The organism is Tildeniella sp., from assembly GCF_059505325.1.
The window spans coordinates 13,320-29,765 of the sequence record NZ_JCACKI010000049.1 but is presented as its reverse complement, the minus strand read 5'-3'; the positions used below and the strand labels follow the sequence as shown (position 1 = coordinate 29,765).

At 50.1% G+C, this 16,446-nt stretch carries 16 protein-coding genes; 5 read left to right on the top strand and 11 right to left on the bottom strand.

Annotated elements, in window-relative coordinates; translation table 11 throughout:
- Together AC5JO6_RS16480 and AC5JO6_RS16475 are read left to right on the top strand one after the other, a co-directional pair.
- The coding region (locus AC5JO6_RS16480) for a tocopherol cyclase family protein (RefSeq protein WP_496082150.1) at positions 1-934 on the top strand (934 nt) is incomplete at its 5' end.
- Positions 935-941: 7 nt separating this feature from the next.
- Entirely contained in the window at positions 942-1,547 is a 606-nt protein-coding gene (locus AC5JO6_RS16475) for a hypothetical protein (RefSeq protein WP_496082149.1), read from the top strand.
- 35 nt (positions 1,548-1,582) lie between these two features.
- Here the strand turns inward: AC5JO6_RS16475 and AC5JO6_RS16470 are convergent, their stop codons facing one another.
- The gene (locus AC5JO6_RS16470; RefSeq protein WP_496082148.1) at positions 1,583-3,016 is read right to left on the bottom strand and encodes a DUF2079 domain-containing protein; all 1,434 of its coding nucleotides are present in this window, start codon (positions 3,014-3,016) and stop codon (positions 1,583-1,585) included.
- Positions 3,017-3,286: 270 nt separating this feature from the next.
- The gene (locus AC5JO6_RS16465) at positions 3,287-5,035 is read right to left on the bottom strand and encodes a NupC/NupG family nucleoside CNT transporter (protein WP_496082147.1); all 1,749 of its coding nucleotides are present in this window, start codon (positions 5,033-5,035) and stop codon (positions 3,287-3,289) included.
- Positions 5,036-5,397: 362 nt separating this feature from the next.
- On the opposite strand from AC5JO6_RS16465, the gene AC5JO6_RS16460 reads away from it, so the two are divergent.
- Positions 5,398-5,688, top strand: a complete 291-nt coding sequence (locus AC5JO6_RS16460) for a hypothetical protein (RefSeq protein ID WP_496082146.1) — start codon at positions 5,398-5,400, stop codon at positions 5,686-5,688.
- Between the two features lie 13 nt (positions 5,689-5,701).
- On the opposite strand, the gene AC5JO6_RS16455 is transcribed toward AC5JO6_RS16460, so the two are convergent.
- The 3 genes from AC5JO6_RS16455 to AC5JO6_RS16445 form a co-directional block, all read right to left on the bottom strand.
- Positions 5,702-6,706 carry a DNA-methyltransferase gene (locus tag AC5JO6_RS16455; protein ID WP_496082145.1) on the bottom strand — a complete coding sequence of 335 codons (1,005 nt, stop codon included), beginning with the start codon at positions 6,704-6,706 and terminating at the stop codon, positions 5,702-5,704.
- Between the two features lie 158 nt (positions 6,707-6,864).
- Positions 6,865-7,896, bottom strand: a complete 1,032-nt coding sequence (locus tag AC5JO6_RS16450) for an acyltransferase family protein (protein ID WP_496082144.1) — start codon at positions 7,894-7,896, stop codon at positions 6,865-6,867.
- A gap of 193 nt (positions 7,897-8,089) precedes the next feature.
- A complete protein-coding gene (locus tag AC5JO6_RS16445) occupies positions 8,090-10,009 on the bottom strand; it encodes an ABC transporter ATP-binding protein (protein ID WP_496082143.1) in 1,920 nt (639 codons plus the stop codon).
- Positions 10,010-10,317: 308 nt separating this feature from the next.
- Between AC5JO6_RS16445 and AC5JO6_RS16440 the strand changes: the two genes are divergently transcribed.
- Positions 10,318-10,959: a Uma2 family endonuclease gene (locus AC5JO6_RS16440; protein ID WP_496082142.1), complete on the top strand. Its 642-nt coding sequence runs from the start codon at positions 10,318-10,320 to the stop codon at positions 10,957-10,959.
- 3 nt (positions 10,960-10,962) lie between these two features.
- On the opposite strand, the gene AC5JO6_RS16435 is transcribed toward AC5JO6_RS16440, so the two are convergent.
- The 3 genes from AC5JO6_RS16435 to AC5JO6_RS16425 all read right to left on the bottom strand — a co-directional run bounded on the left by AC5JO6_RS16435 (position 10,963) and on the right by AC5JO6_RS16425 (position 13,231).
- Positions 10,963-11,916, bottom strand: coding sequence for an asparaginase (locus AC5JO6_RS16435; protein WP_496082154.1), 954 nt, complete (start codon positions 11,914-11,916; stop codon positions 10,963-10,965).
- 280 nt (positions 11,917-12,196) lie between these two features.
- Positions 12,197-12,694, bottom strand: a complete 498-nt coding sequence (locus tag AC5JO6_RS16430; RefSeq protein WP_496082141.1) for a CGLD27 family protein — start codon at positions 12,692-12,694, stop codon at positions 12,197-12,199.
- Between the two features lie 219 nt (positions 12,695-12,913).
- Positions 12,914-13,231: a slr1957 family protein gene (locus tag AC5JO6_RS16425; RefSeq protein ID WP_496082140.1), complete on the bottom strand. Its 318-nt coding sequence runs from the start codon at positions 13,229-13,231 to the stop codon at positions 12,914-12,916.
- Between the two features lie 567 nt (positions 13,232-13,798).
- Between AC5JO6_RS16425 and AC5JO6_RS16420 the strand changes: the two genes are divergently transcribed.
- Positions 13,799-15,022 carry an ABC transporter substrate-binding protein gene (locus AC5JO6_RS16420; protein WP_496082139.1) on the top strand — a complete coding sequence of 408 codons (1,224 nt, stop codon included), beginning with the start codon at positions 13,799-13,801 and terminating at the stop codon, positions 15,020-15,022.
- A 244-nt stretch (positions 15,023-15,266) separates the two neighbouring features.
- Here AC5JO6_RS16420 and AC5JO6_RS16415 read toward each other — a convergent pair whose 3' ends face one another.
- From AC5JO6_RS16415 to AC5JO6_RS16405, 3 genes are all read right to left on the bottom strand, one after another.
- The gene (locus tag AC5JO6_RS16415) at positions 15,267-15,644 is read right to left on the bottom strand and encodes a clan AA aspartic protease (protein ID WP_496082138.1); all 378 of its coding nucleotides are present in this window, start codon (positions 15,642-15,644) and stop codon (positions 15,267-15,269) included.
- Positions 15,641-15,916 (bottom strand): hypothetical protein, encoded by a 276-nt coding sequence (locus AC5JO6_RS16410; protein WP_496082137.1) that lies wholly within the window; start codon positions 15,914-15,916, stop codon positions 15,641-15,643. Before AC5JO6_RS16410 ends, AC5JO6_RS16415 begins: the two co-directional genes overlap by 4 nt.
- A gap of 153 nt (positions 15,917-16,069) precedes the next feature.
- Positions 16,070-16,378: a hypothetical protein gene (locus AC5JO6_RS16405; protein ID WP_496082136.1), complete on the bottom strand. Its 309-nt coding sequence runs from the start codon at positions 16,376-16,378 to the stop codon at positions 16,070-16,072.
- Positions 16,379-16,446 lie beyond the last annotated feature (68 nt).

Here is a 16,446-nt window from a genome sequence, read left to right as displayed (position 1 = left end):
GGTCAGCGGTCAGCGGTCAGCGGTCAGCGGTCAGCGGTCAGCGGTCAGCGGTCAGAATCAACTCAACACTCCCCATCTCCCCATCTCCCCATCTCCCCAGCCCCCTAGCTCCGCCTCTCCCTATCCCCCTAGCTCCTCATCCTCTCATCCCCTCACCCCTCGCTACCTCCCGCCTGAACAGTTCACCCAACACGTTCAAGAGGGTTATCAAGCAACGGCTACCTGGCATCAGGGCAGTTTGCGGGAACCATCGGGAGCTTCGGCACGGTGGGAGTATCAAATCCAGCCTGTCTACGGTTGGGGCAATGCGAACCGTTTGCAGCAATCAACGGCTGGCTGGGTCTCGTCACTGCAAATCTTTGAACCGGGCTGGCAGATCCTGATGGCGCACGGGCTGGCGACGGGCTGGATTGAGTGGAATGGTCAACGCTACGACTTTGAGAACGCCCCTGCGTATAGCGAAAAAAATTGGGGCGGTGCGTTTCCGCAAAAGTGGTTCTGGCTGAATTGTAATAGCTTTGAAGGAGAGCCAGATCTGGCGCTGACGGCTGGCGGTGGTCGTCGTGGTGTGCTGTGGTGGATGGAGTCGGTAGCGATGATTGGAGTCCACTACAAAGGCACTTTCTATGAATTTGTGCCGTGGAACGCTCAGGTGCAGTGGGAGATTCAGCCCTGGGGAAATTGGCGGATGTGGGCAGAAAACAGCCAGTTTACAGTTGAGCTGACTGGCACGACAGACCTTCCTGGTACGCCTCTACGCGCTCCCACAGCAGACGGATTGGTGTTTGCGTGTCGAGATACAATGCTGGGACACATCACGCTACGGCTGTCCGATCGCCAGCGCCAGACAACCCTGCTAGAAGCGCAGAGCGATCGCGGTGGGCTAGAAACAGGTGGCGCGCCCTGGGATCACGTTTGGAAAAGTAGCCATTGAACGTTCCATGCCCTACAGCCAGTTCACCACCATTCGCAAAGCTAAAGAAGCCTTTAACCTCACTACCATAGAGGGCAATCGCTTTTTGCCAGCCGTTGACGCGATCGCGCCCTCCGATGTCTTGGCAGGCACCCTCAATGAAACCCTGCCCATCGTTGCGACCTCTGGCAGTGAAAAAGCTCGCTCTGAAGGCATTATTTATCCAGTACTGCTAGAAGTGCGGCGCATCCTCGATCGCAAGATCAGCCTCTTCTCTGGCGAAGAGTTTACGATCGAAGAAGCGGTTGGGCTAAATGGTCTTTGTGATTTTCTGCTGACCCGCTCCACTGAAGTTTTAGAAATCGAAGCGCCTACTGTTGTCATTGTCGAAGCCAAAAAAACAGACCTGAAAACAGGCTTCGGTCAGTGTATCGCTGAGATGGTTGGCGCTCAACGCTTTAACCAAACAAAAGAAAAAGTCATTTCCACCATTTACGGCAGCGTTAGTAATGGCATTCAATGGCAGTTTCTCAAGCTCGAACAGCAGACTGTCACGATTGGCCTCACAGTTTATCCCTTACCTCCTGTGGATCAAATCCTCAGTTTCTTCGTTTGGATGATGCAAGAAGGGTGAGTCGTTTGAAAAGTATCCGGTGGATGAGACCGCAACTATAACTGCAAAGATTTTTTAGTAAACAGATACACGTCATCGCGTTGATAAGCAAGTTGAAAGGTTTGGCTCTGCTGAAGCTGACTCAGCAAACGACTGATACAGTCTTTTGAGCAAGTGATCCCTGGATGGCGAACATCTAACAGGACATAAATAAAGTCGTTCAATGTTGCTGGATTGAACTGATCTGAAATTAAACGAACCACTGAACGATGGGTTAAATGTGGAGCAGTCTGAGGACTGGTGAGCACGCTTCCTGTTGTTGTAACCTGTGCGATCGCTGCCCTCGTTGCTTGCCAGGTGTCCAATTTTGTGAGATATAAACCGCCAAAATAGCCAAACTTTGCTAATGCTAAAAAAACGATCGTTGACCACAAAATGATCCCGCGCCGACTCCGAATCCAGCTTGCGTTTAATGCAAGGGCGGAAATTACTGCCAGCAGCAGAAACGGTAGAATTGGCACAGAATATTGATGAGTAAGATCTTTTTGGGGCTGATAAGCAGTTAGTAAGTTCATCGCCAATTGGGGTATTGCTGCTAATAACGGTGCCAGATGTTTCAGTGAAAGTCCCCAAAGTACAGGCACTAAAAGCAAACAAAGGTATTCTAAGTTTGGTAGCGTCAAAAGACGATTTAGCAGCAAGCCTGGTTGTAGAATGACATTTTTGATAATTTCCAGAATCGAGTTGCCCAAACCTTCATAACGAGCTACTGCCTCAACCCCTAATGGTCTAAACGACGGAATCACCATCTGCGTAGCAACGAAAAACCAGATGCTACCAGCAAGTAGAGCGATCGCGCCGCACAACCGTTTTTTCTCAATGAGAAAGAGCCACAGTCCCATTGCTGCCACGGTTAATGAGAGCGCATCGCGGCAACCTAAGATAAAAATAACGCCAAGCGTAAATCCAACAGGTCGATTTTCTCTCGCTGCTAAAACAATTGCCAAGATAACGGGCAACGCCATTGCTTCAGGGTGAAAATCAAACAGATTAATATTAAAAACTAAGGGATACAAAAGATACGCAACCGCGATCGCTACGGCTTGCGTTGGCTTTACGCCTGCTTGTTTCGCTAACTGCCACACGGGTATTGCTCCCGAAGCAAGCGCGATCGCCTGGATCGCTAAGAGCCAAAAAACGCTGGGATACAATTTGTATAACGGTGCTAAGAGATAGAGTATCCAATCAGCATGTCCGCCTAAAAAATGGAAGCCCCAAAAGGAGACGATCGGCGGCTGTCCCTGGCTAATCAAATAAATTGCCTGATCAAAATAGCCCAGATCAAAAGCAGCCGATTGAAAAAGAATGTGACGAATGCTGCTAGCGAAAAAGAGAATGACTGCACTAATACCAGCTAGCCAAAAAATGGTTTTAGCACTGTGGGCAGGGCGATGATTGAGTGAGTTTAATGAGTCAACCTGCTGATCCATTTCACTTAAACCTGATTGACTGACAAACGTTCTGAAAGGCTGATGCTTCGCTGCTCATCCGCCCGTGATTAAAATCTAGGCTGACAGTACGAAACCCGCTGAAACAGGTTGCAAGCCCCTTGCAGTCCTCTAACCTTCGGGAAGGCAAAACCTACAGAGGATTTTCTCCGGTTAGCCCGCACGTTTCATTGAGCGCGATCGCCATCTCCCACTAGGTTTAATTCTCACGGGTTTAATGCATGGAGGTGCCTTTGATCTTCTCCCAGATACTTATTGCCCAGGTCTAACACTCGTTGTCGGCTTAGGGCTGACAGACGGCTGTGCAGGCGTGGCTCTCAGTTGTGGAGTTGTGCGAACGGTTGCTCTAGGTGAAGGCTGTGGAACTGTTTGCGTAGCGCGTGGAGAAGGTCTAGCAGGTACAGCGATCGGCGTAGGTGGTGGGGTGATTGTCGGTGAGGCGATGGGGCTAGTGGATGCCGTCGGGGTCGGCGATGGGCTGACTGTTAGCGGTTGTCGTTCACCCAGAATGCTGGCGTTGCCTGTATCAAAAACACCTGCTACACAAGCAATCATCAGCGTTGCGAGGGTTCCGATAAAAAGAGCCTTCCAGCCCAGTTCCGAAATATCTTTACGGCGTGAGGGAATGAGGGCGATCGTACCTCCCACAAAAATGCCCACCGACGCAAGGTGAGCAAAGCCCGACAGCGCGTAGCTGATGATCAGTACCGCGCGATCGCTAATGACCCGTTCGCCTACAGGCAATGCCGCTGCTGCTGCCAACTCCTGATAGGGCGGAATTGCTGTTTCAAACAGCCTGCGCCCGATGATGATCGACGATTGCCATAGTTCTTCCCAATTCAAGGAAACGCCTGTAAGTGCTGTTAAAGGAAGAAAGAGTGCGCCTAAGATATTTTGCAAAGTGACTAAGCCAAAAAAGCCAGGAGCCACTCCAGAAGGACTTCCAGTATTTCCGATTGGGAAAGGTAACGTTGCTAACCAGGCAAACACTTGATTAATTAAGGAGACGAATCCGAGGATCAAGATCAGGACAGCCGCGATCGCCACTGCCATTTTGACCCCATCCAGTGCCCCGACGATCGCGGCATCTAAGGGACTCACACGCTCGATCGGTTCACCCCCGACGGTTTCCTGGACGGTTTCTTGCGGCACCACTGGCACATCGTCATCGTCATCGACTTGAATGCGGGTACGAGGAAAATCGCCTGCGTCGGCAGCAACCTCGCCGGGTTCTTTCACCGTATCGCGCACCTTCGTTTGTTTCTCCTCTACCGGAATGCCGCCAGCAGTTACGGGCACTTCTGTCTCTGGCACCAAAATTTTTGACAGTACAAAACAGGCAGGAATTGCCATGATCGATGCTGACACCAGATGCCCCAGAATGTTGGGAAACACAGGCTTCAAAAAGCTGACGTAGATTGCCAGCGTGGAGGACGCAGCGGTGCCAAAGCAGCAGGCAAGAATGGCGCACAGTTCGCTACGGGTCATCTTGGGCAAAAATGGCTTCACCACGATCGCCGCCTCAATGCCGACAAAAATATTGGCAGCGCCGCTCAATGCCTCTGCTCCACTCAACCGCATCGTCGCGTAAAACACTTTGGCAAAGACATTGGTAATAACCTGAATGACACCAATGTTGTACAGCAGTGCCATCAAACCAGAGAAGAAGATCACTGTTGGCAGTGCTCGAAACGCAAAAATATAGCCCAAATTTACATCCGGCGGTGTTCCTGGTACGGGCACGATATTTCGACCAAAGACGAACCGTGCTCCGGTGTCAGCGGCATCAAACACGCTGTTCAGCAAATTACTGAAAACCTGGAGCGCATCCCGTGTTCCCGGCAGAATAAACACACACGCGCCTAAGGCAAGCTGAAGCAGAATGCCCGCGATCGCCACGCGCCAGGGAAACACTCGTGGACTACGGTTTTCTGAAAAAAGCCACGCAATGAAGCACAATCCAAAGATGCCGAGAAACGAAATGATGTTAAGTAGCGGCATAGGTTGAATGTTCCTTCTGAACGCGGTTGCAGCGATGCCATTGGCGTATGCGGTAATGTAGTGCGGCTTAGGCGCGGTGCCTCAGACTCCAAATCTTTCAGCGTTTGTGTACCACTACAGCCTGAACCGTTATGCACTGAAAGTCTACAAGTTTGTGATTAAGACTTCAGTAAGACCATACCTAAAGTAGACGACTTCAGCGCCTTTGCAAGCATTAAATCCCAGTTATTTCTCAAAACTTATTCGGAGTCGCACCGATCGCCTGAGAAGAGGATGAATACCACCGATTGCCTCTGAGTCACTGAGCAGATTGAGGGTTAAAAGGTTGATAATAGAAGCGGTGTTCCTCCTTATTTGTCTGCATGGAAGCGTTTGAGCTGACTCCTCCTGATTGGATTAAACCCGCCGTTCATGCCACAGAGTTTTGCTGTCCTGCCTGTCGATCGTCCAGCAAAGAGGCAAAGCGGGTGTGGGTGAATCGGCGATCGCCCGTTTACACCGAAGATCATCGCCGTAAGTGGCAAGAGTTTTATGAATGTCAATGTGGGCAGATATGGTGGGCGTGGAGCAGCGATCGTCCACCCTCTGAACTGGCAAATAAAGAACGAGATATTCCTCCACCCCGGTTCTTCAATCCTTTTGATGACCTTTGAAGAGTAGCGGTATCTATGACTGCAACCCCTCTGCGTGGCGAGTAGAGCGCTTCTCGGTAGAGCGCTTCTCGGTAGAGCGTACCTGTTGGTGCAAGGTGTTGCGCTCCCAAAACACGCCATCAGCATAGCCTTGAATGGACGGATGCGCCTCGGCGATCGCAAGGCGTTTTTCAGCCAAACAGCAGTACATCTCGTCAAGCTCCACGCCGATGTAGCGTCTGCCCAACTTTTTGGAGACAACTGATGTGGTGCCAGAACCCAGGAAGGGATCAAACACAACGTCTCCAGGGTGAGAGCTGGCAAGAATCATTTTCGCCACTAACTTTTCCGGTTTTTGAGTGGGGTGATCGGTATTTTCCGGCATTGACCAGAACGGAATCGTCAGGTCAGTCCAAAGGTTAGAAGGGTACGTGAGACGAAAGTTTCCTGCCTCTGTCAAAGCCCAATCTTTGGGTATACCAGCCACTGTATAGGGAGCCATGACTTTGCGCTTCAGTTTGACAGCATCCACATTAAAGGTGTACGTGTCAGAAACAGTACAAAACCAGATATCTTCCGAAGCATTCTTCCAGTTTCTAGCGGCTCCGCGACCTTTTTCGCGTTCCCATGTGATGCGATTACGCACCTGAAATCGCTGTTGGATTACGTCAAAAACGGCGGGCGATGATTGCCAATCTGAGCAAATATAAAGAGAGGCAGTCGGTTTCAAGATGGTTTCAAAATGACTGAAGTAAGTGTCTAGCCATTCTGCATAAACAGCCAAATCTTTTTGCTTAAAGCTGCGATCGTTAAATGTTTTGTTTAAGTTATACGGCGGATCAACCACCAACAAATCAACTGATTGTCTCGGCAACCAGCCTAAAGCAGTGAGTAAGTCTTGATGAATGGTGCAGTTAACAATAGCGTCTAACGCAGCGGGTTGGTGTAGTTGGATCAGCCTTTGTTTGTAGAGCGATCGCTCTACATCACTCAGTACGATCGTGCGATTACGGGAGGCGCGCTTTTTGTCTGACAGCATGATGGCGATCGCTAAATTCTAGGCTTGCTGAACCTTCAGACTACCCACCACATTGGTAGCATTGCAGCTACGTTAACTCAACTTCCAGCCTTTGACCGATAAACTTTGCGCGATCGTCCTATCAGTCGTCTTATCGGTTCATTAAGCATCAACGATAATTAGAAACTTTTGAGCCGCAGAAAAGGTTTTTCTACCAGATGCCAACTTAAGAGACCGCAGACAAAGCTTATGCCGCAGGCTAATACAAACACTAACCAGGGTGAGAGTAACGGCAAGTACCAAATTAGCAATTTTTGAGTGGGCCATCCATAGAGATAAACACCATACGAAACATCAGAAACGGTTCCGAAGCGCTTTAACATCGGTAGGTTTAAGAAGGAAAACCAAAAAAATATGTACGCACCCATTGTGGGCAAGGCAAGACGCAGCGCCTTCAATTCAAATAAGCTCAGTATGACGATGGGAAGAGCAAGAAGCGCCCAAGTTTGACTGTAACGGATTTGCTCACGAAAGAGATAGAAACATCCTCCCGCACAGAAGAAAGTAAGGAAATGAATAAAGTCACTAGGACTGCCAAACAAATAGGATGATTCACGAACATTTATTTTGCTTAGAAAGCTTGGAAAAATAGAAAGAATAAGTACACAAATAGAAAACAGGAGCCATAATCTTCGGCGATCGATGATACCAAATATGCCAAATACGGCTATAAGCAAGTAACATCGAAATTCGTAAGCGATTGTCCACATGGCACCGTTTACGAAAGGATACGGTTGACCAACGAAAACAGGAGGTACAACGGGTGGACTCAACAGCAGCATTCCTTTGAGAAATTGAAATGCATCAAACTGAGCGAAATAATTGGGATGAGATGCCCCTAGAGGTGCAACTATAAAAGCGCATACAAGGGTTGCAGCTATAAAACCTGGGTAGATGCGTAAGATGCGTTTCTTTAAGAAGTTAAAGAGTTGGGGGGTGCGCTGCCAGCTTTGAGTGATCAAATAACCGCTGAGCAAGAAAAAGCCGTCTACAGCCAGTTCGCCAAACGAGATTGTATGGAAGAGACTGGTGAGGATTTCGCGATGTCGATCGCCGTCAGTCAATTCTGGTGAATGCGATAGCAATACAAGTACGGTCAACAAAAGCCGTAAAAAGTTGAAGTTATTACTATGCTTAACCAAATCACTCATGCTGTGAATTAAAGGCTGAAACGCACATGCTTTCGCTCGCCAATCGATGTAACGAAGTTACAGGCAATTTTGAATGTCTCGCAACCTAAAGGTTCTCTCCATTGCACACAAGACATTAGTCTTTACTGCTTAGGAATGTCATTATTCTATGAGAAGCTGCCTGAATTTAGGAACGCTCAGCCGATCGATGTGCCTAACTAACGGGGAGTCCTCGATCGGCTTGGCGATCGCGTATGCTTTCCAAACTACTTTCTGGAATAGCAGCAATGAGCTGGCGCGTATATTCTTTTTGTGGTTCTCGATAGACGCGTTCAGACGAACCAATTTCTTCAATTTCGCCTTTGTTCATCACCATAATGCGATCGCTCATAAACTTCACCACGCTTAAATCATGGGAGATGAAAATATAGGTCAAATTAAATTCACTCTGTAGCTCTTTCAACAGGTTTAGCACTTGCGCTTGTACGGAGACATCTAACGCTGAAACGGACTCATCGCAGATGATGAATTTGGGGTTGAGGGCGAGCGATCGGGCAATGCAAATCCGCTGCCGTTGCCCACCGGAAAACTCGTGAGGGTAGCGGTTCAGAGCATCGGCGTTCAAGCCCACTCGCTCCAGCAAATAGATGGCACGTTGGCGCTGTTCTTGCCGTTCTCTAGGTTTGGCGTGAATCTGCATCGGTTCCATCACCGCTTTACCGACCGTCATACGAGCATCCAAAGAACCAAACGGGTTCTGAAAAATAATCTGCATTTCTCGCCGCAATCGCCGCATCTCGTTGGGCAAGAGTGCTGTGACATCCAAATTCTCAAAGCGCACGGTGCCGCTGGCAGGCTTGATGAGTTGCAGAATGGCGCGTGCAAGCGTGGATTTACCGCAGCCAGATTCACCGACAAGTCCCAGCGTTTCACCCGGATAAACGTCAAAGGAGACATCCTTCACAGCCACAAAGTAACGTTTGGTTTGCCCAAAGGCACCACGCACAGGAAACTGTACCCGTAGCTTCTGTACAGACAGTAGTGGTGTTGCCTGTTGGAGTGTGGCTAACCGCTGGTCGAGTTCGTCCTGGCTGACTTCGCGGGCGAGATGGAGCGCGCGATCGACATCCGTTTCGCGTTCTTCAATCAGCAATTCGCCCGATGGTGACGTGCTGACCTGCATAAAGTCTGAAACGGTGGGCAGCAGATGCAGGCGACGATCGAGTCTGGGTCGGCAGGTCAATAAGCCCTTCGTATAGGGATGCTGCGGATTTGAGTAGATCTGTAGAACAGGACCCGCTTCAACGATTTTGCCCTGATACATCACAGCAACGTCATCGGCAATCTCGGCAATCAACCCCAGATCGTGAGTGATGAACATCATGGACATCCCGCGTCGATCGCGCAAGTCGCGCAGCAAAGCCAAAATGGTTGCCTGGACGGTGACATCTAGCGCGGTGGTAGGTTCGTCAGCAATCAAGAGGGCAGGGTCACAGGCGATCGCCATTGCAATCATTACCCGCTGCATCTGTCCGCCCGACAGCTCATGGGGATAGCGGTTGAGGAAGGCATCTTTTTGACGAAACACCTGATGTTCTACCTCTGGTGCCGATGGTAACGGTGCATCAGGATTATTGTGCTGAAGATCTTCCAGATAGCGCTGCTTCATCGTCTCGTCGTCTGGCAGCAGGCGCACCTCTTGAAGCCGGGCGATCGCATCCCGTTCAGCCTCTTTCTGCGTGACTCGTTTGTGCAGACGAATCGCTTCCACAAGCTGAAAGCCGATCGTGTAGACCGGATTGAGCGAACTCATCGGCTCCTGAAAGATCATCGAGATTTCGCCACCTCGATAGTCTTCAAGCTGACGTTTGGGTAGTTTGGTGAGGTCGATCGCCTGCGCTTCACGCTCGGCACCCCAAAACAAAATCTCGCCTGCGGTCACTTTGCCAGGAGACGGCACCAACCCCATCACCGCCAGCGATGTCACCGATTTCCCTGAACCTGATTCGCCTACAATGCCCAGCGTTTGACCTCGTTTGACCGCAAACGAAATGCCATCTACTGCCTTGATCAACCGTCCATCGGGCTGAAACTGAACTTCAAGGTTGTTGACTTGCAGAACTGTGTCGTTCATGGGATACCGGGAGAACTCTTCTAAATTGTATGTTCTGCATCTTAACAGCCTCCCTGGTTGGATAGTGTCTCAGCTCACATTGTTTCAGTATCAGTGCTAGGGCATGTCATCAATTCAGCTCCGAAACCTTGCGGTATCAGCATGTCACGTCTGCCCCAACACACCAGGCTAGGGGCTGGAAACCTTGCTGCAAGTACTGTGTAGTGGTCATTGATGACAGCCCCTAGTCAGGAGGCATCATTTGCGATCGAAATTCGCTATTGTTCAAATAGAGCGATAGCCTCACCCCTCACTCCTCACCCCTCACCATGATTCAACTACAGCCTAAACTGTTAACGGATACCTGGGTCACTGCCACCTGGGACGAGTACCTGAGGATCATTGACGATCCTGCTTACGCTAAAGCGAAAGGGTATTACTTCGACGGGCAGATGAGGGTAGAAACAATGGGAGTCGGACCGGATCACGCCAGCGACAACGGTATTATTCATGTTGCGATCACGCTGTTCTGCGCCCTTAAAGGCATTTCTATTAAAGGTCTTATTAACTGTAGCTACCGCAAAACGGGTGTCCGAGAAGCACAGCCAGATGTTTCCTACTACGTGGGCGAGCGCACCACACTTGCTCCCCAGGGCAGCAGCATTACCAATCTGGATGAAATCCCCGCGCCTGATTTGGCGATCGAAGTGGCTGATTCGTCACTCGATGCTGATCTGGGCAAGAAACGGTTGCTCTACGAAGCGATGGCGATCGCTGAATATTGGGTGGTTGATGTCGAAAACGCGCAGATTATCGCGTTTCAAGTCGCTAGCAATGGTAGCAGGCGCATTGACCAATCTCAGGTTTTACCAGGGCTAGAGATGGCAGTGCTCTGCGAAGCCATGATCCGACGGCGACAACTGGATGATAGCCAGGTAGTTGCCTGGTTACTATCCACCTTTCAGTCATAAGGCTCACAGCATCGACAATTCGCCTGCAACTTCCAGACGAGTGACGTTGCTCATCGTCATAAAGCTTTCCGAAAGGGTTTCAGACACAGACGGACTGATCCAGCCCATTTGTTTTAGTAAATGAATGGCAACAGCGTACTTTGCTCGCTTCGCGCCGTCCATCACCTTGATCGCCAAGCCCATGCCTTCGCCCAAACGCCCAATGCACTGAATGCCTTCTGCTCCTGCTTTACTGACCAGTTCACCCTCGGTCAGGCGCATCAGCTCAGTGTCAAACTCACCATCACCCGATACCATAGCAGGATGATGCGTCATTGCCCGCACGATGCGTTCCATATCCAAGCTGTCACCAGAGGCAAGGCGGGCATACAGAGAGGCGATCTGCCCCAACTGCATGAAGTAGGTAGGTGCGCCACAGTCATCACGAGCACTGATGAATTCTTCGGCAGGCATTCGCAGCAGTTCAGCGACCTTTTGTAAGATCAGTTGCTGGACGGGATGGCTGCGCTGGAGGTAGCTGCTGAGGGGAAAATTACGCTGTTGGCAAACTGCCAGCATTCCAGCATGTTTGCCAGAGCAGTTGTATTCCAGGCGACTGCGTTTGCCGATCGGAATTGGGCATTGGAGCACCGTTGGGTCGATATCGGCACGCCAGAGAATGTTGAAGACTTGCCGGACTTGCTCGATCGTGCCCTTGTGCGAACTACAGATAATTGCCAGATCGCGATCGCTCAAGCCATAGCGTTCTAGCGTGCCTGTCGTCGTCACCGCCAACGCCTGAAAAGGCTTTAATGCCGATCGTACAAACGTTGCCGTCTCGGCACTTCCAGCCACCAAAAGATTTCGTCCTCGGTTATCACAAATAACCGCTTGGACGTAGTGCTTGGATTCGATAATACCTTCGCGCAGTAACCTAACTTCCAGCTCTGCGGCTTGCGTGCGTCTTCCCCTTGTCATGCGTAAGACTTTAGCATTGGAAGGGGACGGAGGGGGAAAAGTTTTGAGGAAGAGAGGGGTGAGGGGATGAGAGGATGAGGAGCTAGGGGGCTGGGGAGATGCGGAGCTAGGGGGCTGGGGAGATGCGGAGATGGGGGGCTGGGGAGATGCGGAGATGGGGGGCTGGGGAGATGCGGAGATGGGGAGATGGGGAGTGTTGAATTGATTCTGACCGCTGACCGCTGACCGCTGACCGCCGACCGCTGACCCTTGCCTTCTGCCTCCTGCCTTCCGCCTTCTACTACACCAACTGCCATGCCAACGCACCCGCGATCGCCACGATCGCCAGCGCCCCAAACGTTTGCGTAAGGCGCTTGAGAATGGGTTGAATTTGGTAGGTCACAACCAGCTGATCTTGGGCAAGCATTTCGGGCGGCTTTGCCCAAAGCTGACCGTCATACCAACCCGATTCTTCGTAAAAAATTGTGCTGGCAGACAAACGTGATTGGATGTATGTCCAGCCTAGATACAAGCGTAAGAGCACCAACGAGAGGCACAGAGCCGCTCCTGCGGTACCACTGAGGACAAACTGAGCGGGATATTTGGCGATCGGAAAACTGGCAGCCGCGATCGGTCCGACAATGAGCCAACTCCAGCCCCAAACCCAGAGCAGCTTGCGAATATATTGCGGCAAACCAAGCGTTGACCAACGAAAAAACCAGGATTCTTGCAGTTCCTGGTACTCATTTAAGGGTTGCTGCTCGAACGGAACCGGGCAGGAAGAGACAGAAGACTTCATGACTAAGCCATCCGGTAGCAAGCTGGCACACTCTACACTATATACGATACCCCTGCTGTAGCATTACAGGTGCCTGGGGAAGCAGCGGTCAGAGCAACCAAAAAATCCCCTACCTTGCCTGAGCAGAGATAGGGGATGAACACGTTAGACCAAGCAAACTTTCGCTTCTTCGAGACGGACGATCGCTGCCCACCGTCGTCCAAACTAATATCGTCCAAGCTAAACCTCATCAGCTTCCATACGTGCCATGACGATCGCGCAGAAAGCAAACGCAGCAACTAAGGGCATCGGTGTTGCAAAGAAATAGCTAAACGCTCCAGCCGTGATGGCGCTCAATCCAGCAGCAGCGCACCATACTCTTTCTTCAAAACACAAGCCTTGCTTTGCCTTCATTGACTGCAACACCTGAGTTGGAATGGGTACTGGCATCACGGCATTGGGAGGAAACGCCCAGTAGTCAGTGCGTTCCTGAAACACGTCAGTCCAACCGTTTTCGGCACACCAATCTTCAATCCATTTTGCAGCGTAATGGTTCATAGCTCGACGCATTAATTAACGTTATTGTTGTGAATGAAGCTAGCTCGTGATGTAAACAAAAACTAAGCGTTAAGCAGCGTTGGAAACTCAGACCTTGCCAAGCTTGCTAACAATTTTGGCAAGCCACTGACCCTCTGAGACTAACAGAGCGATTCTTTACACAACAGCCAAAGAAATCAAAGTTTACGTGCCTATGTGATCGGTTTAACGTCACCTGGAAAGACGGGGTGCAGGCAGAGTTTCGTCCTCATAAAGTGTCACATGCAAACTCCTGAAATGTCTGCATAGAAGTGGTTTTAACGATTCACGATCGCTACCTTAAACTAATTTACAACACGATCTAATCCTTCAAAAAGTGCATTGTCTGTTCATCGTTTGAATGCGATCCCTGCCTCTGGTGTCAACGCACAGTAACAGGCGAGCGCAAGCAATCTACCTCAAGGCACCCTCCTCAGGGTTAAGAAGCCGCGCAAGGGGTGACAGGATATGGTGAAATAAAAACTGCGGCTATGCGATCCATCCACGGCTCACAATCGATTCATCAAACCGAATCTAAAGCGGAAAGATATGCACACAAACGTTCAGTTCTCGTTGTTGGCGGCTCTAACGATCGCGCTGGGTGCCTGTAGTCCCAATCCTGCCCCTACGACAACTGCCTCGCCTCAAGCATCCGGTGCATCTCTAACCAGTAGTGCGACAGGGATTGCGATCGGTATTGGTGTCGCCCAAACCAGTAATGTGGCGTTGCTGGGACAGGAAGAAGTTGCAGGTGCAAAAATCGCCGAGCAATACTTCAACAGCAAAGGTGGCATCAATGGCACACCGATCAAGCTGGTCTTTCAAGACACAGGCGGCGACGAACAGGGGGCAATCAACGCGTTCCAGGCGCTCATTACCAAAGATAAAGTAGTGGGCATTGTAGGACCCACGCTCTCACAGCAGGCGTTTAGTGCAGACCCGATCGCCGATCGTGCCAAAGTCCCCGTCCTCGGACCCTCCAACACGGCTAAGGGCATCCCGCAAATTGGTGACTTCATCGCTCGTGTCTCCGCACCCGTTTCGGTGGTGGCTCCCAACTCGGTCAAAGCAGCGCTCAAGATCAATCCTCAAATCAAAAAGGTAGCGGTCTTCTATGCTCAAAATGATGCGTTCAACAAGTCTGAAACCGAGATTTTTCAGCAAACGGTGAAGGATCAGAACCTTGAACTTGTTACAGTGCAGAAGTTTCAAACAACGGATACAGATTTTCAAAGTCAGGCAACCGCTGCTATTAATCTAAAGCCCGATCTCGTCATTATTTCTGGTCTTGCAGCCGATGGTGGCAACCTGGTGCGCCAACTGCGAGAACTGGGCTACAAAGGGTTAATCATTGGCGGCAATGGACTCAACACATCCAATGTTTTTCCCGTTTGCAAAGCGCTCTGTGACGGTGTGCTGATCGCTCAAGCGTACAGTCCAGAGCAACCCGGTGACATCAATGCTGCTTTCCGCGATGCCTACCGCAGTCAGTTCAAAAAAGAACCGCCTCAGTTCAGCGCCCAAGCCTTTGCTGGCGTACAGGTGTTTGTGGAGGCGCTGCAGGCAGTCGATCGACAGTCAAAGGTCAGTCAGCAAGCGTTGCCCGCCTTGCGAGTAGCGCTTAACAAGCAACTGCTGGTCGGCAAATACAACACCCCACTCGGCGAAATTTCTTTTACACCTGAAGGCGAGATTGTACAAAAAGAGTTCTACGTGGCTCAGATCAAGATGGATGCCAATGGCAATAGTGGCAAGTTTACGTATCTGAAGTAAAGAAGGGCTTACCCAGAAACCGGGTTTCTCAAACCGATATCGTTTAAGCTTCCAGGCTGTGTCCAGAAACCCGGTTTCTCCACAAAATGCTATCGTTTGAGCCTCCAGGTTGCGTCCAGAAACCCGATTTCTTTCGGGATGCCAACGGTTAAAGTGAGCGGCGGCAGATATGACCGAAACGAAGTGCGAAAACTCTCTACCGTCCGCTCCAGTGTATTGTTAGACCGTGCCTCACCAGTAACTTCTAAACCATGATTGGTAACGCATCGATCGTAACGAAACCGCCCTCAACGGTCTGGATGTGCAGATCGTAGCCTCGCAACAATCGCATCCCAACTAACGGCACTGTTTCTGACTCGTTAATGTCAATCGTGCGATATTGTCCATCCCAAATGACAGCCGCGATATACACTTCAAAAATACAGGACGTGCCATCTCCCAATGTTGCAACATCACGCCCCTTCCAAGTCAAATTTAGCGCAGTGATAGTACTAGAAGGCAAGGTCAAGAAGCCCGAAAAACCTGTATCAATCACTGCATCAACAAGTTGCGTTTTGGTATCGTTCTTCACGACGACTGGAAGTATCGCTTCACAACTTTGATTCACCGAGCCGTACATCATGGCGTTTCTTTCAGACTTCGTGCACCAAAATGGTAGACTGCCCGATGTCCAATGCGGATGAACCAGGTTTGGGCATCAGGGTATTTAGCAAGGAGTTGCTCTGATGCAGTCACAATGTCGTCAGCCACCTCAAAAGCTCCGGTTTCGATGTCGATCGCCACGATTCTGCCGTAATTGCCTTTCTCAACTTGCGATCGCACTTGAGACTCGTAGATCTCATTGCCACGACGAGCAAATTCCTCTTTGCTATAGCGGGGCTGCCGAATGATCATAGGCTTGACCTCTCTTCAACGTACCCCTACATTTTATCTTGAGCAACGGAGATGGCGCTCGCTGAAGAGAGACGAGCAAAATGAAAATTGTTGAGTTGACGTAGGAAACCTAACTTATAGGCAATTGACCCCGATGTTTAGGAAAGTAAGGTTTTACTCGATCAGAAGAAGATGCTTTAACAGATGCCAACTCTGCCCAGAACATTCGTCCCATCTCACTAGGTAGTCATAGCCAGGTTGCTCCCACCAACGTCTTCTCACTTCAACAATTGTGCCTTTGAAACCAGGCTCAGGGAAAGTAAAGACGATTTGTTTCACACCTTCCGCAGCAGTTCTTGTAAAAGGTGGCGATACTTTTGCCACAACATCTACATGGTCGTCATGGTGTCGTTGATGAGCGAGTGCTCCTTCTTCAGTGATTTCTACGCGATCTCCAGCAGACAGCAATTTTACTTGTTTCATAGAAGGCGGATTCTAAACACACTAAATTTTTGCTTTGTGTCAAGAATTCCCAACTCAAGAATCAAAAC